We start from the raw sequence: 20,577 nt of genomic DNA, 5'->3' as shown, positions 1-20,577 counted from the left end.
TCATCATTGACGGGGCGCCCAGTTGCGCTCGCGCAATAGGCCTAAAACGTCCCGGCCAAAGTGACCCGAAACGTCATCGGCTCGACCGGGTGCAGCACATAGTCCATGACGCCGTTCCGGCAGACCGCGGCCGGTGCGGCATTGGCGGCGCAGAGATTGTAGAGCGTGTCGGTCTTCAAGAGCGAGCCATAGGCATAGGTGATCTGGTTCGCCTTGCTGTTGAAGAGGTTGAGCACGTCGAACTGGATGCGCCAATCGTTCCCGGTGCGGTAGCCGAGCCGCGCGTTGACGATGCTGGTCGGCCGCGAGCGGAACGCATTGTCCTCCGTCAGCGGGCTGGAGCCGATGTAGCGCCAGCGCGCACTGCCGAACCAGCCCGTGTTCTCGCCAAGCGTAATTCCGGCCGATGCCACCATTGCCGGGGCGTTGGGAATGGAGTTGCCGGGCGCATTGCCGATCTGCGCCTCGGGATAGCCGGCGAGCGAGGCATAGACCGCGGCCTGCTCGCCGTCATGGCCGCGGAAGCGCGCATGCGTCATTGCGAGATCCGCATCGATATCGATCCAGGACCGCGGCCGGTAACGGTTGGTCCACTCGAAGCCGTAGCGGCGGCTGGCGCGGGTTGCCGAGGTATCGCCGGCATCGCCGGAGAACAGGATCTCGGAATCCTGGTCCAGGATGAAGAGGCTGAGAGAGCTGTCGAGGTAGGGAACGATCCGGCTGCGAACACCGACCTCCGCGCCTCTGGTGCGCACCAGGAGCGGCGACGGCGTGAGCCTTGTCGCGGGATCGGTGGGATCCTCCGTCGTGGTCGCGCCGCGGGCATCGTTCGAGTGCATGCCGTAGCCGGCGCCAAGGAAGAAATCCGTATGATTGAACGGACCAAGCACCATCCTGAATTTCGGGCTGCCGAGCGCGGCATCGGCGCGACCGGAATTGCTGGAATTGAACTGCGAGACGACGTCGGCGGCGTAATAATCGCCGCGCCAGCCCATTGTCGTCCGGAGCCAGTCGGTCCAGCGCACCGTGTTTTCGGCATAGACCCCGACGCTGCCCTCGCCGACCTTGTCGCTGCGGATATTGCCAATGAAGCCGCGATGGAACGTGTTGGTGAGCGCGAGGTCGATCGCGTCATAACGCGATTGCAGACCGAAGGTGGTCTGCATCGGCAGGCCGGCAAAAGAGCCGTTCAGCGTACGGGAGACGTTGGCGCCCGCCATCAGGCGGTTGTCGTGCTGGTGGAACTGGTCGCCGAGCACGGGATCGTCGAGGACGTAAGTGAAGTTGTTGAAGAGGTCGAGCTGGCTCTTCACCACATAGGCGTTGGCCTTCCACGCTCCCGCGTCATCGGTCTGCGCGATGCGCCCGGACAGCGCAAAGCGGTTGGCATGGCCACCGTCGCTCGGATCTTCCGAACCGTACCGGCCGAGCAGGCCGCTGGTGATGGCGCGCTGCGGCACCTGGTCGGTCGAATTCCATGTGTTGTCGTAGGCCATGCCCGTGACGGACATGCCGTCGGTCGCGGTGCCCTGGCTGTAGCGCACGAGGCCGTTGAGCTTTCGTACCTTGTCCGGATTGTCCCACGGGCCGTTATAGGTACCGATCTCGCCGGCCACCAGCAGCGAACCGTCGCCGACCTTCGTTGAATCCATGCCGAGCAGACGGCGGTAACCGAAGCTGCCGGCGCTCGCCTGCGCCAGCCGCTGGGTGCGGTCGATAAGGCCGATACGAACGCTTCCGACCGAGGCGAAGTCGCCTTCGTCGGCGAAGTAAGGTCCCTTGCGCACGTCCATTGCGGCGATGGTTTCCGGGATCAGCCAGTTGAGATCGGCATAGCCCTGGCCATGCGCATGGGTGCGCATGTTGACGGGGACGCCATCGACGATGATCGCCAGATCGGTGCCATGGTCGAGATTGTAACCGCGCAGGAAATATTGGTTGGCTTTGCCTTCGCCGGAATGCTGCGTCACGATCAGGCCCGGCACGGCTTCGAGCGCCTCGCCCGGCCGTGCGAAAGGGCGCGCGTTGATCTCTTCACCGGAGACGGTGATCTCGCTCGCCATGCCGGCTGCGGCCTTTGCACCCGAGCCAGCACTGCGCGGATCCGCCGCCTGCGTCGTTGCGGGAGAAACGAAGATGTGGCGCCCGGCCCCGGACGGTCTGGCGGTACGGCGCGATGCGGCCGGCATCTTGCGCCCGGGCGCGGCGCTGCCACTGACCTCGACCGGCGGCAGTTCGCGCGCGGCGCCATTGCTCTGCGCGAGGGCGCGGCCGTCATCCGCGAGCAGCGCCAAGGCCGAGAGTGCCGTCAAAGCGACGCTGCAACGACCGGGCTCAGGCCGCCTCGGTCGCATCAGTGCATTCCAGGACCTTGATGCCGGCGCGGCGACGGCCGTTCGCGAACATGCGGCGATAGAGCACGACCGAGACGAGCCATGCGGCCGCGAACAGCGCGATCACGACAAAGCCGACATTGGCAAGCGACTCGTTGAGGTCCTCGACCAGCGTCCATGCGCCGCCGGAGAGGCCGAGCCGATCGCTGATCAGGCCGAGCGCCTCGATGCCACCGATGAACAGCGCGACTGCGACGGAGGCGCCGGTGATCGTGAGATTGTACCAGAGCTTGCGCAGGGGATCGACGAAGGCCCAGCGATAGGCGCTCACCATCAGTGCCGAATCGGCCGTGTCGACCAGCGCCATGCCTGCAGCGAACAGCGCGGGGAAAACCAGCACGTCGGCGAGCGAGGCACCGCGCGCGGCTTCGCTGGCGGAAATGCTGAGCAGGCTGATCTCGGTCGCGGTGTCGAAGCCGAGGCCGAACAGGAAGCCGAGCGGGTACATGTGCCACGGCTTCGTCACCAGGCGGAACATCGGGCCGAGCAGCCGCGCCAGCACGCCGCGGCCGGCAAGCAGCGCATCGAGCTGCGCAGCGTCGTGAACGCCCTGCTCCCGCGCCGCGCGAAACGTCCGCCACAGGCCGGCGAAAATGACGAGATTGATCGCGGCGACCGCGAGCAGGAACAGCGCCGAGACCGAGGTGCCGATGAGGCCGCCGACCTCCTTGAGCAGGCTGTCGCCGCCAAGGCTCACGACGCCCAGTGCCAGCAGCATGGTCGCCACCACGACCACGGTGGAATGGCCGAGCGCGAAATAGAGGCCGACCCTGCGCGGCGTCTCACTCCCATGCATCAGCTTGCGCACGACGTTGTCGATCGCGGCAATGTGGTCGGCATCGACGGCGTGGCGCAGGCCGAACACCCAGGCCAGCAAGGCGGTCGCCATCACCGTCGGCCGCTCGCCGAACAGCGTGAAGGCCCAGGCCCATGCGGCGAGATTGGCGGCGACGAGCCCGCCGAGCAGCGCCACCGTTCCGGGCTCGACCGCCCGCAAAGTCCGCATCGCTACTCGTTCCATTCGCCCGCCTTTACAGTATGACGTTTATCAAGATTTCTCATACTGACAAGAGCAAGACCTGGAACCAGTTTCGCGCTGACGCCTGACGAACCGACGGAATGGGAGCCAAATGGCTGGCCTGATGGAAGAATTCGGCTTCCAGAGCAGGCTCCGTCTCCACGCAAGTGGAACCGATCGCTGTGAAGCGGCTCACATCGGATGCGACGATCCGGATGTATTCATCGTGCCGGGTGGAGATGGCAGACGGAGACGCGCATGAAACTCCTCATGCTCTCGCTTATTGCAGCCATGCTTCTCGCCGGTGCGGCCAACAGCGTGTTCAGGCCGCAGGCCGTGCCTCATTTCGGTCAGCATGGCATGGCGTCCATTCAAGACATGCAGACAGGAAAGGCCGACCAGCTTCCCGAGCAGGAGCTGCAGGATCGCTCCGTCTTGTTTGCGAAAGAGCCGGCGCGGTAGTCCGGCGCGGCCGCGCAAGAACCCCCTATTCGGCCGCTGCGGTCGCGGGTTGCGGCTGCCCGTCGTTCGGTCCCGTTCGCGCCTTCTGCTCGTCGAGCCAGAGGCTATGGTGCTCGCGCGCCCAGTTGACGTCGACTTCGCCCGAGCCCATGGCCTCGAACGCGCCTTCCATGCCGATCGTGCCGATATAGATGTGCCCGATCATCGCCGCGACGAACAGGACCGCCACGATGGAGTGAACGATCTGGGCCATTTGCATGCCCTCGATCCCCGTGCCGTAGAACGGGAACATCAGCGCGTAGCCCGACGCTGCGACCAGTGCGCCGCCGATCACGACGATCCAGTAGATCATCTTCTGGCCGCCGTTAAAGCGGTAAGCCGGCGGATGGTCATGTCCGATCAGCCCGCCGCCGCGCTTGGCCCATTCGATATCCACCTTGTTCGGGATATTGCCGCCGATCCACATCAGGAAGATCAGGACGACGCCGAGAGTGAACGGGAAGCTCAGATAATTGTGCGCGTACTTGGCCCATTGCGACCATTCCGAGAACGCTTCGAAACCGATCAGCGGCAGCAAGAGCGGCCGGCCGAACGTGATGTTCAGCCCGGAAATGGCCAGCACGATGAAGCAGGTCGCCGTCAGCCAGTGCACGAACCGCTCGAAGGCGTTGAAGCGCACGATGGTGCGGCCGGACCGTCCGGCTTCGAGACGCACCATCCCGACGGTGAGATAGAAGATCACGACGGCCGCGATCGCGCCGAGGATGGCGATGCCGCCGATCCAGCGCAGCGTCACATTGCGGAATTCCCGCCATTCCCGTCCCTGCGGCTGCTCGAGCACGCCGGAGCGCTGATCGGGAATACTGACGCGGCCCTGGATCCGGTTGAGCTCCTGCAGGAGCTGCTGCTCCTTGACCGAGCTCGCTGTCGGGTTGACCTGCTGAGCGCTCGCGGGCGCCATGCTCACCAACAGAAGCAGCGCCCAGGCGCCCAGCGCCAGACGAACGAACCTTCCAAACGACGCCATCACGTCCTCCCCGGTCTTGCGCGCCCGTCAGCTGCCCACGTCAGGACTCGATTGTCTCGCGATATGCGGTCTTCCAGCCCCACGCACCCGAGCCGTAGCCGCGCTTCATGACGCGCTCCTTGTAAATCTGCGCGATGATCTCGCCGTCGCCGGCAAGCAAGGACTTGGTCGAGCACATCTCGGCACACAGCGGCAGCTTGCCTTCGGCCAGCCGGTTCGCACCGTATTTCTCGTATTCCTCCTTGCTGCCGTCGGCCTCCGGGCCGCCGGCGCAATAGGTGCATTTGTCCATCTTGCCGCGCGAGCCGAAGTTTCCGACCTTCGGATATTGCGGCGCGCCGAACGGACAGGCGTAGAAGCAATAGCCGCAACCGATGCAGAGGTCCTTGGAGTGCAGCACCACCGCATCGGCCGTGGTGTAGAAGCAGTTCACCGGACACACGGCCGCGCAGGGCGCGTCCGTGCAGTGCATGCAGGCCATCGAGATCGAGCGCTCGCCCGGCTTGCCGTCGTTGATGGTGACGACGCGCCGCCGGTTGATGCCCCAGGGCACCTCGTGCTCGTTCTTGCAGGCGGTGACGCAGGCGTTGCACTCGATGCAGCGATCAGCGTCGCAGAGAAATTTCATCCGAGCCATGTGCGTGCTCCTCTCAGGCTGCGACGATCTGACAAAGCGTGACCTTCGGCTCCTGCATGCCCGTTGCAGGATCGTAGCCGTAGCTCGTGATCGTGTTGGCGCTCTCGCCCAGCACGATCGGATCGGTGCCGGCGGGATAGTTCTTGCGCAGGTCGTTGCCGCCGAGCCAGCCGCCGAAATGGAACGGCATCCAGGCGACGCCCTTGCCGACGCGTTCGGTCACCAGCGCCTTCATCCGGGCACGGGAATTGTTCTCGGCGCCGCTCACCCAGACCCAGCCGCCGTCCTTGATGCCGCGATCGGCGGCATCGGCCGGGCTGATCTCGATGAACATGTCCTGCTGCAATTCGGCGAGCCACGGATTGGTGCGGGTTTCCTCGCCGCCGCCTTCGTATTCGACGAGACGCCCGGAGGACAGGATCAGCGGGAACTGCTTGGCGATCCCCTTCTCCACCGCCGCCTTCTGCACCGAGAAGCCGATGTTGGGCAGGCGGAACTGCTTGGCGTCGGGCAAGGTCGGATATTTCTCGACGAGGTCGACGCGCGGCGTGTAGATCGGCTCGCGATGCACCGGGATCGGATCCGGCAGACCGAACGCATTCATGCGCGCCTTGCCGTTGCCGAACGGCACGCAGCCATGCTTCAGCGCGACGCGCTGGATGCCGCCGGAGAGGTCGAGCGCCCAGGACACCGCATCCGGATTGGCCGCGTTGACCCGCTGGATCGTCGCCATTTCAGCCTCGGTGAGATCCTTGTCCCAACCGAGCTTCTTCAGGCTTGCCAGCGTGAACTCGGGATAGCCGTCCTCGATCTCCGAGCCCTTGGAGAAGGACTTGTCGGCGAGCAGGCTCACCTTGCGCGTCGTGCCGTCCGGCAGCTTCTCCTCGCGTTCGATGCCGAAGCGCGGGCGGAATGCGCCGCCGCCGTCCATGACGTGCAGATCGTTGTTGTAGAGCAGCGGCGAGCCGGGATGCTTCACCTCGGGCGAGCCCCAACACGGCCAAGGCAGACCGTAATAATCGCCGCCGACTTCCGGATCGTCCTTGGGCGCGCGCATCGTCACCAGGTCGAACTTGTGCTGGTTCTTCATATGCGCCTTGATGCGCTCCGGCGACTGGCCGCAATAACCGGTCGACCAGCTTCCACGGTTGATCTCGCGCAGCACGTCCTCGGCGACCGGGAGATTGTTCTCGACCTTGATGTTCTTGAACATCTTGTCGGCGAAGCCGAACTTCTTCGCCATCAAATAGATGATCTCGAGGTCGTCCTTGGATTCGAAGATCGGCTTGACGATCTGCTCGCCCCATTGCATCGAGCGGTTGGAGGCGACGCGCGATCCAGTGCATTCGAACTGCGTGGCCACGGGCAGGATATAGACGCCGTCCTTGCGCCCGGCCTCGACCGCCAGGGCCGCCCAGGTGGTCGGGTGCGGATCCGCGATCACCAGCAGTTCCAGCGCCTTCAGGCCCTTCAGCGATTCGGGAATGCGCGTGATGCTGTTGCTGGCGTGGCCTTGCACGAACACGGCCTTGACGTTGTCCTTCTGCGCGATGTCGGCCTTGGGCAACAGCGCGGCATCGAACCACCGCGTGAGCGGGATGCCTGGCGTTTCCATCTGCTTCTTCTCGTCGAAGCGGGAGACGAGATAGTCGTAATCGACCTCCCAGACCCGGGACCAGTGCTTCCAGGCGCCCTCCGCGAGGCCGTAGTAGAACGGCAACGTCACGATATCGAGGCCGACGTCGGTCGCGCCCTGCACGTTGTCATGGCCGCGCAGAATGTTGGCGCCGGCCCCGGCCTTGCCGACGTTGCCCGTCATCAGCAGCGCGATGCAGCTCGCCCTCACGTTGGCGGTGCCGACCGTGTGCTGGGTCTGGCCCATGCACCAGATGATGGTCGCGGGCTTGACCGTCGCGAACGTCTTGGCGACGCGCTCGAGCTGCGCGGCGGGCACGCCGGTGACGCGCTCGACCTCCTGCGGATTCCATTTCTCGACCTCCTTGCGCAGGTCGTCGAAACCGTAGACGCGCTGGGCAATGAATTCCTTGTCCTCCCAGCCGTTCTTCAGGATGTGCCACATCATGCCGTAGAGCACGGGAATGTCGGTGCCGGGACGGATCCGGACATATTCGGTGGCATGTGCCGCGGTGCGGGTCAGACGCGGATCGAAGACGATGAAATTCGCCTTGTTGATCTCCTTGGATTCGAGCAGGTGCTGCATGCTGACGGGATGCGCTTCCGCCGCGTTGCTGCCGATGAACAGCATCGTCTTGGAGTTGCGCATGTCGTTGATGCTGTTCGTCATCGCGCCATAGCCCCAGGTATTGGCGACGCCGGTGACGGTGGTGGAGTGGCAAATCCGCGCCTGGTGATCGGTGTTGTTGGTGCCCCAGAACGCGCCGAACTTGCGGAACAGGTAGGCCCCTTCGTTGGTCATCTTGGCCGAGCCCAGCCAATAGACGGAATCGCTGCCCGACTTCTCGCGAACCTGCAGCAGCTTGTCGCCGATCTCGTTCACCGCCGTGTCCCACGACACGCGCGTCCACTGCCCGTTCACCAGCTTCATCGGATAGCGCAGGCGGCGATCGCTGTGCACGAGCTCGCGCACTGACGCGCCCTTGGCGCAATGCGAGCCGCGGTTGATCGGCGAATCCCAGCTCGGCTCCTGCCCGATCCAGACGCCGTTGAGCACTTCCGCCGTCACCGTGCAGCCCACGGCGCAATGGGTACAGATGCTCTTCTTGACGGTGGCGCCGGCCGCGAGCGGGCCGGCTGCGGCCGCCTCCGCCTTGCGCACGTTGCCGACCGGCATGGCCCCGAGCGCGGCGAGCGCGCCGCCGGCGAGGCCCGACTTGCGCAGGAATGTGCGGCGATCAACTCCCCCGCCTTGGCCCGCAAGGGATTCGGCCACGGAACCTCGGCGATCGGAACGCTGGTGTGTTCGCTTGATAAGCACGGGCAGCCTCCCCTCTCAAGCCGGATAACGGTTGACGCGGTAGAACGTCTTGACGTGATCGGATTCCTTGTAGCGCGCCTTGCGCTTGTCATCGTTGGTTTCGCTGTCGGCCTGGGCAGACCCGACCAAGGGCGTCGCAAGCGTCGCGCCGACACCGGCCGTGCCCAAGCCGACCTTGCGAAGGAAATCGCGGCGTCCGACCTTTGCTTTCGTCTCGTCACTCATCGCATCTCTCCCGGACCGAAGCGCCTCGGTCAGCTGGCGAATGTGAATGCTTCCGTCTCGATTTCGATGAAGGTGCGGCCGAGCGCACCGACTGCGCGATAGAAACGGGCATCTCCCGCGTTCTCCATGTCGGCGAACAGCCGCCCCATCCAGGGCGAAACATGCTTTTCGAAGAAGGCACGCTGCGCCTCGGGCGCGGCATCGAAGCGGCCATCGGCAAGACCCGACATGATCTCGCACAGGATGGCGGCGTGATCTTCGGGTTCGGAATTGTTGGCGATACGCTCGATGCCGAGCGTCAACAGGTCGCCGCGCAAGCGCGACAAGGGCCGTTCGTTGAGAAAGCCCGTGAGATAATAGGAGGCATAGGGCAGCAATTCACCACGGCCGAGCCCGACGAACAGGTCGAAATATTCCCGCTCGACTTTGGCCGGGACGGTGCTCGAGGCGACGTCGGCGAGCGCCGCATGCGCGCGCCCGAGCGGCGTCGCGTCACCGCTCAACGCGGCGAGTTGATCGAGCAGACGCTTCGACGGAGGCGCAGACAGCAGCACCGCCAGCAGCGCGTATTCGCGCGCGCGCGCCGCGTCGATGGGATCGACGAACTCGGCGGAGCCGGCTTGCTCGCCGTAAAGATCGGGCCGCAGATCGTTTCGGGAAACGCCGGTCGCCATCTCGACCGCAACCACCCGTTGTGCGGGCACACGGGTCCAATTCGACACGGACGGCTGACTGATGCCTATTTTGCGTGCAAGCTGAGCGATGCCGCCCGCAGCATCGATCGCGCGATCAAGTCCGTCATCACGCACGTGGACCTCCCATCCAAGTCCCGTCTGCTTGATTATCGCTTTTGTTACAAAGCAGTAGGCAGCGTAATCTCGGTTCCAGCAACGGTCAATCGCCCGCCATAGCCTGTACCTATAGCCTTTGGTCGTGGTTCAGCGCGGCAGTGCACCGCCATGCGTGCGGGACCTGACGGGTTCCGCAGAAATCGCAGATGTTTCACCCACTGGCGGTTGCACTGCAGCAGCGATTGCCTGCTGCTCCGTCTCATCCGGCGGCTCAACGACATTGGCAGGAAGTCCCGCATCGGCCTGATGCGATTCCGCCGGAGAATTTCCCGTTTCGATCGATCCCTCGGCGAGAGACTGGGCCGCCTCCCGGACGCCGCCGACAACGCGATCGACCAGTGCTGCCAGCTCCTCCGAGGAGCAATCCAGCGGGCCAAAGCCCGGCATCGCCGTTGGGTCGTTGAAGTCCCATGCATTCTCCGCAAGCCCGACGAAGTCGCGAATCGCGGGATCGGTCGCCCAAGCGCGGCGAAGAGCCGCACGGCTCAAGTCGCGAGGAATCCCCTTGGCGAGGAAGGCCGTGATGTCGGTGGCAGCATTGATTTCGTCGATCGACGGCAGACTCGACAGATCGAGTTCCGTCTCGTCCTCTTTGGTTTCCGCTGGCGACGCGGGCTGCGCCGCGGCAGGCTTCGCCGGCTCCGCTCGCGATTGCTGTTTGCGGCGGGACCAGCGCGCAAGGAAGTCCTCCTCACTCATTCCTGTCCGCCTTCATGTTCGCGCCGCGCCAGCGCCTCCGGGTCGGCGCGGCGCCGCTTGCGCTTGACGAATTCCCGCTCGACATGGTGCTCGGCCACGAAGCTTTCAATCGCTTCGCGCAGCACCTCCGGCATCGGCACGGCCTCGACGAGATTGTCGGCGGCTTCGGTATAGCCTTCGCCCTCGGCGGGATCGGCGGTCACTGCGGTGACGGCATAGGGCCAGGCGCCCTCCGAGGGTGACAGCACGATCCAAATGCTCGGACGGCCGGAGGCGAGATTGTCGCGATAGCGCGCCGTTTCCGACGGATAGAGATCGATCGTCGCGCTTCCGGCATAGAACAGGGTCGTGCCGTCCTGCTCGCGAAGCACGGTCCAGGGTTGCGTCGACGGCTCGTCCGGCAGGACGGCAATTCCGCGCCAGATGAAATCGACCCAAGGCGAGTCGGCCTTGCGCCGCTCGACCACGACGCCGACGGCAATCGAGAGGGACGGCAATGCCGCAGGGCTCATGTCGCCATCTCCCGGCGCTTCACCGGCAGCCCGGTCAGCAGATTCTGTGGCTTCATCCGGAGCTTCTGATCCGCCGTCATCGACAGGATCAGGTAGACCGGTTCATCCCCGACCTCGTCGAGGGCACGGCCGGAATCCGCAAACGTCAGCCGGAACAGCGCGAGCACACGATCGGCCTCGCGCTCGCCGAGCTCTTCGCCGTGCCACAGACGGTCGCCGAGCCTCGTGGCATCGGCATCGAGCCCGACATACCACGCCAGCTTTGCCTCGTGCAGCGCCCGTAGCGGCTCGATCACGACATCGATGCCGAGCAGATGGGCGACCCAGCGCGTCATCGCCTGCGCCAGCGCTACAGGTCCGCGGCCGTCCGCGGTCAGGTCGAGAGCCATGTCGAACTGATCGCTACGGTGCCAGTATTCCTCCGAATTCTCCTCGCCCAGCACCTCCACCACCGCATCGGTGGTGGCGCCCAGCATCGACATCAGCGAGAGCACCGGGGTCGGGCTCCGGCCGCCGACGACCTCCTCGTCGCCCAGCAACAAAGCGTGCTCATGCGGCAGGACGCGCTGGGTCCGGAAGAACAATTCGGCCGCGCGCAGCACGAACGGGTCGTCGCAGCCATCGAGCGCGTTGCGCAGGATGACGTGGACGAGCTGGTTGACGAACAGCGGCGGCAGATCGTTCGCCCCTGAGCGCACCCAGGCAAGATAGGCGGCTTCGAGCGTCGGATGCCGCAGCAGAAGATCGCGGAACGCCAGCACGAACTGCCAATTCTCCCGGGCATCCGCATCGAGGATCGCGGCGATCTCGGCGGCGCTGACCGCCTGGCGCGGGTCGGCGAGCAATTCGCGATGCAGCCGGCGTTCGACCGGGCACGCCTCGTCCGGCGGCATCAGCTCGGGACGGGCAAAATAGGCTTTGAGAAATTCGTCCGTGACACGCAGCCCGCCGCCCTCGTCGCGATCGAGCAGGTGATGACCACAGGCGATCCAGAAATCATTCATCTGTCGGTCGGCTCCCGGCCCAGATCCGCAAGCTTGAGATCGCCGTCCGGCTGGACGTCGTCCTCCATCTCCATGAACGAGAACGCCTTGCTATGCCCCTGCCCCTCCCGGAGCTGCAGCCGGCGGAACGACTCGCGGACCTCACCGTCGCTTGACGTGCGGTGCACTGCAATAAGCGAGCTGATGGGATGGCTGCAGAGCGACTGCGCGAAAGCGACCTCCTCTTCCGCGGCCGTTTTCGCCGCCGCCATGTCCGGCGCGCCGAAACGATCGACGAGTTGCCTCGCCAGGAGATCGACCAGGCCGTGGTAATCGTCTGCCGTCGCCGGAACGATCTGCGCCAACGTCGACCAGCCCCAGGATTGCACCCCGAGGAAACCGCCGCGAAACGCCGCGCGTGCCTTGCCCTCGAGCTTCGCGCCATCGCAATCCCAGAAGCGGAAAGCGCCGGAGACGGCCCATTCGCCCGGCTCTGCCGCCACGTCGAACACGAAGGTGTCGGAGGGATCGAGCGCGATGGTACGCAGGAGCTTCACAGGCGCGGTCCTCCGAGGGCCGGATCGAGCCAGGACGGGGCCGCGAGCGCCCGGACGAGGTCGCTCCGTTCGATCCTCTCCGTCCCGATGCGGCGCGTCAGGAGGTCGCCGCGATCATCGATGCGCTGCATAGTCTGCCTTTCACGCGGCATCCGCGTGAGATAGTCGCGCGCGACACTGTCAAAGCCGTCGACCCGCCAGCCGTCCAGCGCCAGCATCAGGTGCCGGGCGAAGCTCTCGGTGATCTGCGCTGCGCCCGCCTCGCCAAAGCCTTCCTGGTCGAGCGCCGAGGCCAGCGGGTGGACGCCTGGATCATCATCGTTCATGGCAACCGTTCGTATCATGGCGCCGAACACCAGCCAGGGCGGCGGCGCGTCCTCGTCAGCTCCGGAAAGCCAGCCCAACCGTCCGCCGCCGACCAGCCCCCCGTCGATCCTGACCGCATCCGGCCAGCCGATCGTGATCGGCTTGCTCGGCGGCGCGTAGGCGCGAAGCGCATCCGTGAGCGCGACCATGCCGGCGTAGAACGCGCGCCGCGCGCCGCGCAACGGCTCGGCCGGCTCGAGCACCACGGCGAACTCGGCGAGGTCAAAGCGGCCGACATAGACGAGCGTTCCGGCGCCCCTCTCCGTTGCGATGCGGCATGCATGGGCAAAAGCGTCGCCGCTCTCGCGCAACCGCACCAATGTGAAAGGCGGCGGCAGGTGGATCGGTTCCGCCGCGGAAACATGGCTCAGTGGGATCGACGGCAGGCCGTCCTCCGCTTTCCTTTTCTTCCCGATGGATAATGTCTATACGAGGCGAAGGGCCGGCGCGAGTCCGTCGTCGGCGTCCGAATGGGCGGAGGGTTTAACCTGGAGCAGCCGTCGAAGACCGTCCTGATCTGTTCGTGCGAAGACACGATGCCCCTCGACGTGGCTGCGATCCGGCGCGGATGCCCGAATTGTGAGGTCAAGAGCTTTCGCCACCTCTGCGGAGCGGAGCTCGAATCATTCCGCAAGATGGCCGCGACAGAAGGCGTGTTGACGGTCGCCTGCACGCAGCAGGCAGCGCAGTTTTCGGAGGAGGCCGGCGAGCGGCCTGACGCGATCAGCTTCGTCAATATCCGCGAAACCGCCGGCTGGTCGCGCGGCGGCGCGCGCGCCGGGCCAAAAATGGCGGCCCTGCTCGCATCCGCCGCCATCCCCGCCCCGGACTATCCGCTCGTCACCTTGTCGAGCGAGGGCGTCATCCTGATCTACGGGCGCGATGAGGCCGCGATCGAGGCCGGCCGCCTGCTTGCCGATCACCTCGACGTCACGGTGATGCTGAAGCAGCTCGATGACACAGTTCCGCCGGCGGCAACGGTGTTCCCGATCGTGAAGGGCACGATCCGCTCCGCGAAGGGACATTTCGGCGCGTTCGAGCTTGCAATCGACGACTATGCGCGTCCCCGCCCCTCCTCGCGCGATCGCTTCGTATTCGAACCGCCGCGAAGCGGCGTCACCTCGCGCTGCGATATCGTGCTCGATCTTTCCGGCGGTCCGCCACTGTTTCCCGCCCACGACCTGCGCGACGGCTATCTCCGCGGCGACGCGAAAGATCCCGCCGCGGTGCTGCGCGCCGTGCTGACCGCGCGCGATCTCGTCGGCAGCTTCGACAAGCCCAGATATGTCGAGGTTGTGCCTGCGCTTTGCGCCCATTCGCGCTCGAAGCGCACGGGCTGCCATCGCTGTCTCGATCTTTGCCCGACCGGGGCGATCACGCCGGTCGGCGATCATGTCGCCATCGATCCGAACATCTGCGCGGGCTGCGGCCAATGCGCGGCGGCCTGCCCAACCAGCGCGGTCTCCTACGCGCTGCCGCCCGCCGATACGCAGCTCCAGAGACTTCGCGCGATGCTGCTCGCCTATCGCGAGGCCGGTGGCGCGGATGCGGTGCTGCTCTTTCATGACAGCCCACACGGCACGCCGCTGATCGACGCACTCGCGCGGCATGGCGACGGCCTGCCGGCAAACGTGCTTCCCTTTGCCGTCAACGAGCTCACGCAGGTCGGGCTGGAGGCGATCGTCGGCGCCTTCGCCTATGGCGTCTCCGCCGTGCGCTTCCTGCTCCGTGGCAAGCCGCGCCACGACGTGACCGGATTGACGCAGACGATCGCGATGGCGGATGCGATCCTCGGCGGCCTTGGATTTGCGGGCGTTCGCATCGCGACCGTCGAAACCGACGATCCCGACGCGCTCGGCCAGCATTTGACCGATATCGGCGCGCTCACTGCGGTCGCGACGCCGGCAACCTTCAAGACCGTCGGCAAGCGGCGCGATCTCTTGCGGTTCGCCCTGAGCGAGCTGCATCGGCTGGCGCCGCAGCCGGTCGACGTCATCGCGCTGCCGCAAGGTGCGCCGGTTGGCGCAATTGCCGTCGACACCGATGGCTGCACGCTGTGCCTCTCCTGCGTCTCGGCCTGCCCGACCGGCGCACTGCGCGACGATCCCGAGCGGCCGGTGCTGAAATTCATCGAGGACGCCTGCGTGCAGTGCGGCCTGTGCCAGAGCACCTGTCCGGAAAAGGTCATCAGCCTCAAGCCGCAGATCGATTTCCGCGCGGCGCGCGCGCCCGCCGCTGTCATCAAGGAAGAGGAGCCCGCGCTCTGTGTCCGCTGCGGCACGCCCTTCGGCGTCAAGAGCACGATCGACCGCATCGCGGCCAAGCTCGAAGGCCGGCACTGGATGTACCCGGCCGGCGACAAGCGGATCGAGGCGCTCAGGATGTGCGCAGATTGCCGCGTCGTGGTCATGAGCGAACAGCAATTCGATCCGTTCAAGGGCGTTCCGGAACGAACGCCGCCGCGAACGACGGATGATTATCTCCGCGAACGCAACGGCAAGGACTAAACAAGACGAACAGACATCTTCGCAGGGTCGGAAACCAGGAAGCATCACCATGTCTCGTTTGATCACAGCTCTGTCGACGTCCATGATCTTCATCGCCATCGCCGGCGGAGCGGCCGAAGCTGCCGCGCCTCCGCTGACCAAGGCGCAGAAAGTGGCCGTGAAGCAGGCGATCGTCGCATGCAAGGCCGAAGCCAAGGGCAAGAAGATCGCGTGGCTGTCGCGCCGCAAATACGTCAACCATTGCGTGGCGGAAGCGCTCAGGGAACACCCCACGATCGACGTCATTCAGATCCTCAAGGCGCATCCGGAAATGAGGGATTTCCCGATGGACAATTGGGACTCGATCTGAGCGGATGTTAGCGCGAGGTCGCGCGGCCCAGAAACTCGGTCAGCGCGCGTCGGTCCTCGGCCGAGCCGATGCGCTGCTCCGGCATCTTCGTGCCGGGGGTGTAGGCATTCGGCCCGATTTCGAACAATTTCGCGACGGTTTCCGGCGTCCAGACGATGTCCATCGTCTTCAGCGCATCGGAGAAGCGATATCCCGGCAGCGAAGCAATCTTGCGGCCGTAGAGTCCCGCAAGCGTGGGACCCGCACGCTGGACCTCCTTGTCCGAGAGCGTGTGGCAGGCAACACACGCCCGAAACACATCGGCGCCATGATCTCCGGCGTAGGCGGCGAGCGGATCGGCCGGTGTGCCGATCAGACTTGAACCGATGGGATCGCCGGTGCGCGCATTCCAGCGCCTGATCCTGCCGTCCGCACCACCCGTCATCAGTGTCTCGCGATCGGGAAGGAAGGCGACCGCCCACACCGGCAGCCCGGGCCCAACCAGCGTGCGCAGCAGCTTGCGCGACTTGCGATCGATGATCGCCACTGTGCCGCCGATGCCGGCCGCAGCGATCAGCGCGCCGTCCGTCGACATGGCCAAGGCCACCACCGGTGTCGGACCGGCCACGACCTCGCCGCTGACCTTGCCGTCCGCAGTCAGCATGCGCAGCTTGCCATCGACGGCGCCTGTGACGATTTCACCATCCGACGCGACAGCCACCGCGTTCAGCGGCGCCGGCAACGTCACGATGTCAGGCTGGCCATCCGGCAAACGCCAGATGCGCAGTGCAAGATCGTAGCCGACGCTGACGGGCCTGCCGTCGGGCAGGAAAGCGACGCCGTTGACGTTCTGCGTATGCCCTTCGAGCACGCGGGATGTGCCGTCCGACAGCGACCAGAGCCGCACCGTCCGGTCCCATGACGCCGATGCGACAAGCGTCCCATCGGGCGATACCGCGAGCGCCGCGAGGGGTGCGACATGTCCCTCCAGCACCCGGTCCGGCTCCGGCCGCCCCGCCGTCCATACCGCAATGCGCGCATCGGCACCGGCCGTGATCATGCGGCCGTCTTTGAGAAACGCGACGGCATTGACGCCATCGGCATGAAACCGCAGCACTTGCTCGGCGCTATCCGTCTTGAGCGACCAGCGGATCACCGCCGTGTCGAAGCTGCCGGACAGAAGGCTGCCGCCATCGGGCGAAAGGGCGAGAGCCCGTATCGGGCCGCCGTGTCCGACCATGTCGGCCTGCACCGACGATGCGGCAAAGAGGGCCCACAGCACTGCGGCCACCTTCGTGCACAGAGATGATCTGTTCATTCCTGGCCGCCTGCTGACATTCACCCTTTCGAGATTGCCAGAAGAGGCACCGGAAATGAATATCCTGAAACGGGCTACTTGGCCGGTGCCGTCGTGGTCTTGGACGAGCCCTCCGGCGCAGCCTGCATTCCAGGCGGGCTCTGGCCCTGGGGACTTTCGGGCGGCGCACCACCCGAACCGGTATTGATCGGGCCTGTCCAACCTTGCGGCTGGAGCTGGCCCTTGTCTTCGGGAGGCGTTTGCGTCGCCGGCGAGTTGGTTTGGGCGGGCTGGGCCAGCGCACCCTCGACAAAACAAAGTGCTGCGAAGCACAGGATCGTTCTCGGTAACTTCACGCAAGGCCTCCGATGCGCTCACCAGGCTTGCAGAGAACTTGCAAGACCTGCATCCGTTCCGAATCGTGCAGCGCAACAGCGAGCTCGCGGAATCCTCCGCTCGAACGGCGATCGCCGCGACCGGCTTGCTCGCCGCAAGCCCTGTCGTATAGATGGCCTGGTCCAATCGAGGGAGGCTGAGGATGAAGGCTTTTTTGCTTGGCTGCGTCGCGGCCGTCGTGATCGCGCTTGCCGGGATGGTGGTCCTCAATCGCATGCAGGAGCCCGCCGCGCAGGCGTTTGCGACCACCGGGGTGCGCCTCTGAGCAGCCTCACTGGCGCTTGAGCCCGATCGACGCGAGGATGGGAGCGGGGCGCGCGAGCCCGTCCTTGCGAACCTTGCTTTCCTGCAGCTGAGGATCAGAGATCGCTGCCCTCTGCTGCGGGGACGATGGCGCCGCGCGAGGCGCTCCCCGCGCGCCATATCCACCTCCGGCATTTAAGAATTGGTAACCATACCAGCATGGTTGAACGCATTGGCGCAAATCGCACGATACCGGTGTCTGACCTGTAACGCCCTTGCTATAAGCGCAGCTACGGTTCGAGCAACGCTCGCGAATGACCCGGTTTTCTTGATTGCTCATGAATAAGCTCAGCAACACCTTCGACATCGCCATCGAGCCGTCGTTCGACTTTCTGTCTCCGGACTACGCCGAGCTATTCGATCGCTCGGCTGCCACTGCGTTCCAGCATCCGGTCTGGTTGCAGAGCCTCTACGCCAGGCTCGCGCCGGAAGCGGGCGCAACAGCTCTGGTCGTCGTGGTGCGCCACCGCGACACCGGCGCCCTTGCCATGGTGCTGCCCCTGCTTCGGATCCGACGCGGTCCGATACGAACCGTCGAGTTCGCCGACCTCCGCGTTTCCGACTATCTGGCACCGGTTTGCAGCCCGGACGTGTTCTCACGATTGCTCCAGGATGCGGCTGCATGCGCGCAGATTCGCCGCCTTGTCCGCCCCTTCGATCTGCTCCGAATGGCCAAGCTGCCCGACGGACGGCTTCCGATCGAAGACCTCCTTGCCACGTCCCGCCGCGTCTCGATGAACACCAATGCCTACGCCACGGTTCTGGTCGCGCCGTACGAGCAATGGCGGGCCAGCGCGATGGATCGCTCCTACCAGAAGGAGCTCGCAAAGAAGTCTCGTCAGCTGCAGAAGAAGGGGGCGCTGAGCTTCGCATGCTGCGGCGACAGCGCCGCCGTGCTCGAGGCGATGGACGTGATGAGGAAGTTTCGCGGCCCGCGCTTTCACGCACAAGGCGACGGAGACCTGCTGCAGCGTCCCGAATATTACGGCTTCTATTCCGACGTCGCCCTTCGCGGCCTCGGCTCCTTCGTCCGCCTCTATGCCATGAAGATGGACGGCGAAGTGATCGCCGCCGTGCTCGGATTGTGCCACCGCGGCAGCTTCCTCGTCATCATGAGCGCCTTCGACATTGCCGGTTACAAGAGCCAGTCCATCGGCGCGCTGATGTTCGAACAGGTGGCGCGGGATTGTATCGAGCGCGGAGATCAGATGCTCGACTTCACCATCGGCGACGAGCCATACAAGAAATCGTTCGGCGCACAGCCTTCGCCGGTGTGGGAGGTCACGCAGGCTGGCAGCGCCGTAGGCGCCATCGCGCTCTTCGGGCTGAAGCAGGCGCCCTGGCTCAAGCTGGCGGCCAAGCGGCTCTCGGATCTGAAGGTTCAGCCTGCCCACACTCCGAGGCCGACGCGCTGACGGACGGGGGCCCTAGAGCTCAGGCGCGCAACGCGCCGCGGACACGCCCAAGCCAGCCCGGGTGCATCTGATCGACGCGGTGTGCAAGACTGCGCCGGAGGAAGTGCAACCGTCGCCGCACGTCCCAGCCGATATCGTTGCGCGAGGTCAGCGCCTGGCGGAAGCGTGCCATCTTCAGCGACTGCTGATCCGCCGCGATCTTGTCGCGATCGGCATAGAATTGCGAGATCTTGTCCAGGCCCATGCCTGCGGTCATGAGCCATTGCGGCACATATTCGGTGCAAAGACGATCGACGTCCACCAGCAGGCGGGCGACACCCGTTCCGGCCGCGGGACAATTGGTCTGGAACGCATCGCCGATGAGCACGATTCCGGGCTGGAGATGCCCCTCGACGACGGTCAGGTCCATCACCCAGTTCTGGACCCGATCGGTCACACGGAAATCGCCGAGGTAGCTCCGCAACCCCGGCAGCAGACGCAAGACTGTCGCTTCCGGCTCGCGGCGCAACTCGCGCATGATCGGATCGGTCGGATCGCGGAACATGAAGAGATTGGCTCGCATTCCGGCGCGGACGGGAAACAGGCTGAGATAGTCGATGCCATCCGCCGTGCGTTCGCCGTAACAGGTCAGCGCCTCGAAATCGAACGGGGTGCCATCCTTGCGAGCGATCGTGAAGCCGAACGACACCGAATGGCGCTCGGCCAGCACGCGCCGCCTGATGCCGAGCTTGTAGCCCAGGACTCCCGCCATGCCCGTGGCCAGAACGACGAGGCGCGCCCTCATGCGCCGTCCGGAGGCCAGCTCGACATGCTGGACGTCGTCGCTAGGACCGATCGCCGTGACCTCGTCGACGATCAGACTGGCGGGATCGGGAATCTGGCGACGCGCCATGGCGACGAGATCGGCATAGGGAAATCCGTAGGCCTGGCCGACGCTGACATCGACCACCTTGCCCTCGCGGATGTTGAGCACTTGATCATATCGGCACGCGACATCTCCGAGTGCGTCGAGGAAGCCGAGCTTGCGGAGCAATTCCAGCTGATGGCCGCCGATCTTCTCGACCCGGAACTCGTCCGGATAGACCGCCCGCTTGTCGACGAGCGCGACGCGATGCCCTGCCCGCGCCAGCACGGCCGCCGCAAGCGATCCCGCAAGGCCGCCGCCGACGATGGCGACGTCCGAATCGATGGCCGCGCTCTCGCCTCCATCGACTGGCTCGGTCACGGGTCTCGTCATGGCTCCGGCTCCCACGATTAACGACGTCTGCAGTGCAATTCTCTCGCCTGATGTCGCATCGCAGGGCCGAGTGCGAACATTTCCTGAGATTGAGGTTAACGACCGGACGCGCCGAGTTCGCTGCCTCGCCGCGGCACGCGTCTTGCTGCGTCAAATCCATTCCGCACGCGAGCGCCAGATCTCGTCTTCTCGGTCGTCGATGCGCTACAAATGCCGGCACTCGCGCGGGCCTGAACTTGCAGAACCAGGACAATGGAGACGGCGATGTTCCAGAACGAAGCAATGGCATCACCGCGATATCGCCGCGACCGCCGAAATCCCGCAGCTCGTCCATTAACACTCGCGATTTCTCGACATGCTAGGTTGCCGCCGGTATCGGAACATGTCCCGTCAGGGGAGCGCAGCCCC

Annotated in this window: 20 protein-coding genes; 5 read left to right on the top strand and 15 right to left on the bottom strand. The window is 65.2% G+C overall.

All coding sequences use genetic code 11. From position 1 onward, the window contains the following. Positions 1 to 41 precede the first annotated feature (41 nt). Positions 42 to 2,354, bottom strand: a complete 2,313-nt coding sequence (locus tag DCG74_RS18910) for a TonB-dependent receptor (protein WP_172784443.1) — start codon at positions 2,352 to 2,354, stop codon at positions 42 to 44. Next, positions 2,335 to 3,399, bottom strand: coding sequence for a HoxN/HupN/NixA family nickel/cobalt transporter (locus DCG74_RS18905; RefSeq protein ID WP_246708747.1), 1,065 nt, complete (start codon positions 3,397 to 3,399; stop codon positions 2,335 to 2,337). The genes DCG74_RS18910 and DCG74_RS18905 overlap by 20 nt, the downstream gene beginning before the upstream one ends. Before the next feature lie 270 nt (positions 3,400 to 3,669). Here DCG74_RS18905 and DCG74_RS18900 point away from each other — a divergent pair, with 270 nt between their 5' ends. Beyond that, the gene (locus tag DCG74_RS18900; RefSeq protein WP_172784441.1) at positions 3,670 to 3,873 is read left to right on the top strand and encodes a hypothetical protein; all 204 of its coding nucleotides are present in this window, start codon (positions 3,670 to 3,672) and stop codon (positions 3,871 to 3,873) included. 25 nt (positions 3,874 to 3,898) lie between these two features. Here DCG74_RS18900 and DCG74_RS18895 read toward each other — a convergent pair whose 3' ends face one another. From DCG74_RS18895 to DCG74_RS18850, 10 genes are all read right to left on the bottom strand, one after another. Beyond that, a complete protein-coding gene (locus DCG74_RS18895; protein WP_172784440.1) occupies positions 3,899 to 4,900 on the bottom strand; it encodes a formate dehydrogenase subunit gamma in 1,002 nt (333 codons plus the stop codon). Between the two features lie 40 nt (positions 4,901 to 4,940). Further along, a complete protein-coding gene (fdh3B, locus tag DCG74_RS18890; RefSeq protein ID WP_027571966.1) occupies positions 4,941 to 5,537 on the bottom strand; it encodes a formate dehydrogenase FDH3 subunit beta in 597 nt (198 codons plus the stop codon). Between the two features lie 13 nt (positions 5,538 to 5,550). Next, complete coding sequence (locus DCG74_RS18885; RefSeq protein ID WP_172784439.1) at positions 5,551 to 8,493, bottom strand: formate dehydrogenase subunit alpha; 2,943 nt, start codon at positions 8,491 to 8,493, stop codon at positions 5,551 to 5,553. Positions 8,494 to 8,508: 15 nt separating this feature from the next. Then, the gene (locus DCG74_RS18880; RefSeq protein ID WP_172784438.1) at positions 8,509 to 8,718 is read right to left on the bottom strand and encodes a twin-arginine translocation signal domain-containing protein; all 210 of its coding nucleotides are present in this window, start codon (positions 8,716 to 8,718) and stop codon (positions 8,509 to 8,511) included. Between the two features lie 29 nt (positions 8,719 to 8,747). After that, positions 8,748 to 9,527 carry a molecular chaperone TorD family protein gene (locus DCG74_RS18875; RefSeq protein ID WP_172784437.1) on the bottom strand — a complete coding sequence of 260 codons (780 nt, stop codon included), beginning with the start codon at positions 9,525 to 9,527 and terminating at the stop codon, positions 8,748 to 8,750. Between the two features lie 129 nt (positions 9,528 to 9,656). Further along, positions 9,657 to 10,268, bottom strand: coding sequence for a DUF3306 domain-containing protein (locus DCG74_RS18870; protein ID WP_172784436.1), 612 nt, complete (start codon positions 10,266 to 10,268; stop codon positions 9,657 to 9,659). After that, entirely contained in the window at positions 10,265 to 10,780 is a 516-nt protein-coding gene (locus tag DCG74_RS18865; RefSeq protein WP_172784435.1) for a DUF3305 domain-containing protein, read from the bottom strand. The genes DCG74_RS18870 and DCG74_RS18865 overlap by 4 nt, the downstream gene beginning before the upstream one ends. Beyond that, on the bottom strand, positions 10,777 to 11,784 hold the full coding sequence (locus DCG74_RS18860; RefSeq protein ID WP_172784434.1) for a DUF6352 family protein: 1,008 nt from the start codon (positions 11,782 to 11,784) through the stop codon (positions 10,777 to 10,779). The genes DCG74_RS18865 and DCG74_RS18860 overlap by 4 nt, the downstream gene beginning before the upstream one ends. Beyond that, on the bottom strand, positions 11,781 to 12,320 hold the full coding sequence (locus DCG74_RS18855; RefSeq protein WP_172784433.1) for a DUF6505 family protein: 540 nt from the start codon (positions 12,318 to 12,320) through the stop codon (positions 11,781 to 11,783). Before DCG74_RS18855 ends, DCG74_RS18860 begins: the two co-directional genes overlap by 4 nt. Continuing rightward, positions 12,317 to 13,003 carry a biotin/lipoate--protein ligase family protein gene (locus DCG74_RS18850; RefSeq protein WP_257187588.1) on the bottom strand — a complete coding sequence of 229 codons (687 nt, stop codon included), beginning with the start codon at positions 13,001 to 13,003 and terminating at the stop codon, positions 12,317 to 12,319. Before DCG74_RS18850 ends, DCG74_RS18855 begins: the two co-directional genes overlap by 4 nt. Before the next feature lie 219 nt (positions 13,004 to 13,222). Here DCG74_RS18850 and DCG74_RS18845 point away from each other — a divergent pair, with 219 nt between their 5' ends. Continuing rightward, the gene (locus DCG74_RS18845; RefSeq protein WP_172784432.1) at positions 13,223 to 15,193 is read left to right on the top strand and encodes a 4Fe-4S binding protein; all 1,971 of its coding nucleotides are present in this window, start codon (positions 13,223 to 13,225) and stop codon (positions 15,191 to 15,193) included. A gap of 49 nt (positions 15,194 to 15,242) precedes the next feature. Next, a complete protein-coding gene (locus DCG74_RS18840; RefSeq protein ID WP_246571057.1) occupies positions 15,243 to 15,542 on the top strand; it encodes a hypothetical protein in 300 nt (99 codons plus the stop codon). A 7-nt stretch (positions 15,543 to 15,549) separates the two neighbouring features. Here the strand turns inward: DCG74_RS18840 and DCG74_RS18835 are convergent, their stop codons facing one another. Both DCG74_RS18835 and DCG74_RS18830 read right to left on the bottom strand, forming a co-directional pair. Further along, positions 15,550 to 16,761 carry a c-type cytochrome gene (locus DCG74_RS18835; protein ID WP_246708768.1) on the bottom strand — a complete coding sequence of 404 codons (1,212 nt, stop codon included), beginning with the start codon at positions 16,759 to 16,761 and terminating at the stop codon, positions 15,550 to 15,552. Positions 16,762 to 16,913: 152 nt separating this feature from the next. Further along, on the bottom strand, positions 16,914 to 17,174 hold the full coding sequence (locus tag DCG74_RS18830; RefSeq protein WP_172784431.1) for a hypothetical protein: 261 nt from the start codon (positions 17,172 to 17,174) through the stop codon (positions 16,914 to 16,916). A 182-nt stretch (positions 17,175 to 17,356) separates the two neighbouring features. On the opposite strand from DCG74_RS18830, the gene DCG74_RS18825 reads away from it, so the two are divergent. Together DCG74_RS18825 and DCG74_RS18820 are read left to right on the top strand one after the other, a co-directional pair. After that, positions 17,357 to 17,479 (top strand): hypothetical protein, encoded by a 123-nt coding sequence (locus tag DCG74_RS18825; RefSeq protein WP_257187580.1) that lies wholly within the window; start codon positions 17,357 to 17,359, stop codon positions 17,477 to 17,479. Positions 17,480 to 17,795: 316 nt separating this feature from the next. Next, entirely contained in the window at positions 17,796 to 18,932 is a 1,137-nt protein-coding gene (locus DCG74_RS18820) for a GNAT family N-acetyltransferase (RefSeq protein ID WP_172784430.1), read from the top strand. Positions 18,933 to 18,951: 19 nt separating this feature from the next. Here DCG74_RS18820 and DCG74_RS18815 read toward each other — a convergent pair whose 3' ends face one another. Next, complete coding sequence (locus DCG74_RS18815; RefSeq protein WP_172784429.1) at positions 18,952 to 20,169, bottom strand: NAD(P)/FAD-dependent oxidoreductase; 1,218 nt, start codon at positions 20,167 to 20,169, stop codon at positions 18,952 to 18,954. Positions 20,170 to 20,577 lie beyond the last annotated feature (408 nt).

The organism is Bradyrhizobium sp. WBAH42 (assembly GCF_024585265.1).
GTDB lineage: Bacteria > Pseudomonadota > Alphaproteobacteria > Rhizobiales > Xanthobacteraceae > Bradyrhizobium.
This window is presented reverse-complemented; position numbering and strand designations above follow the sequence as displayed.

Bases quoted from the DNA above. Each gene is read 5' to 3' on its own strand.
- DCG74_RS18910 (WP_172784443.1), bottom strand. From the start codon at position 2,354: ATGCGACCGAGGCGGCCTGAGCCCGGTCGTTGCAGCGTCGCTTTGACG.
- DCG74_RS18905 (WP_246708747.1), bottom strand. From the start codon at position 3,399: ATGCGGACTTTGCGGGCGGTCGAGCCCGGAACGGTGGCGCTGCTCGGC.
- DCG74_RS18900 (WP_172784441.1), top strand. From the start codon at position 3,670: ATGAAACTCCTCATGCTCTCGCTTATTGCAGCCATGCTTCTCGCCGGT.
- DCG74_RS18895 (WP_172784440.1), bottom strand. From the start codon at position 4,900: ATGGCGTCGTTTGGAAGGTTCGTTCGTCTGGCGCTGGGCGCCTGGGCG.
- fdh3B (WP_027571966.1), bottom strand. From the start codon at position 5,537: ATGGCTCGGATGAAATTTCTCTGCGACGCTGATCGCTGCATCGAGTGC.
- DCG74_RS18880 (WP_172784438.1), bottom strand. From the start codon at position 8,718: ATGAGTGACGAGACGAAAGCAAAGGTCGGACGCCGCGATTTCCTTCGC.
- DCG74_RS18870 (WP_172784436.1), bottom strand. From the start codon at position 10,268: ATGAGTGAGGAGGACTTCCTTGCGCGCTGGTCCCGCCGCAAACAGCAA.
- DCG74_RS18865 (WP_172784435.1), bottom strand. From the start codon at position 10,780: ATGAGCCCTGCGGCATTGCCGTCCCTCTCGATTGCCGTCGGCGTCGTG.
- DCG74_RS18860 (WP_172784434.1), bottom strand. From the start codon at position 11,784: ATGAATGATTTCTGGATCGCCTGTGGTCATCACCTGCTCGATCGCGAC.
- DCG74_RS18845 (WP_172784432.1), top strand. From the start codon at position 13,223: ATGCCCCTCGACGTGGCTGCGATCCGGCGCGGATGCCCGAATTGTGAG.
- DCG74_RS18840 (WP_246571057.1), top strand. From the start codon at position 15,243: ATGTCTCGTTTGATCACAGCTCTGTCGACGTCCATGATCTTCATCGCC.
- DCG74_RS18835 (WP_246708768.1), bottom strand. From the start codon at position 16,761: ATGGTCGGACACGGCGGCCCGATACGGGCTCTCGCCCTTTCGCCCGAT.
- DCG74_RS18825 (WP_257187580.1), top strand. From the start codon at position 17,357: ATGAAGGCTTTTTTGCTTGGCTGCGTCGCGGCCGTCGTGATCGCGCTT.
- DCG74_RS18820 (WP_172784430.1), top strand. From the start codon at position 17,796: ATGAATAAGCTCAGCAACACCTTCGACATCGCCATCGAGCCGTCGTTC.
- DCG74_RS18815 (WP_172784429.1), bottom strand. From the start codon at position 20,169: ATGACGAGACCCGTGACCGAGCCAGTCGATGGAGGCGAGAGCGCGGCC.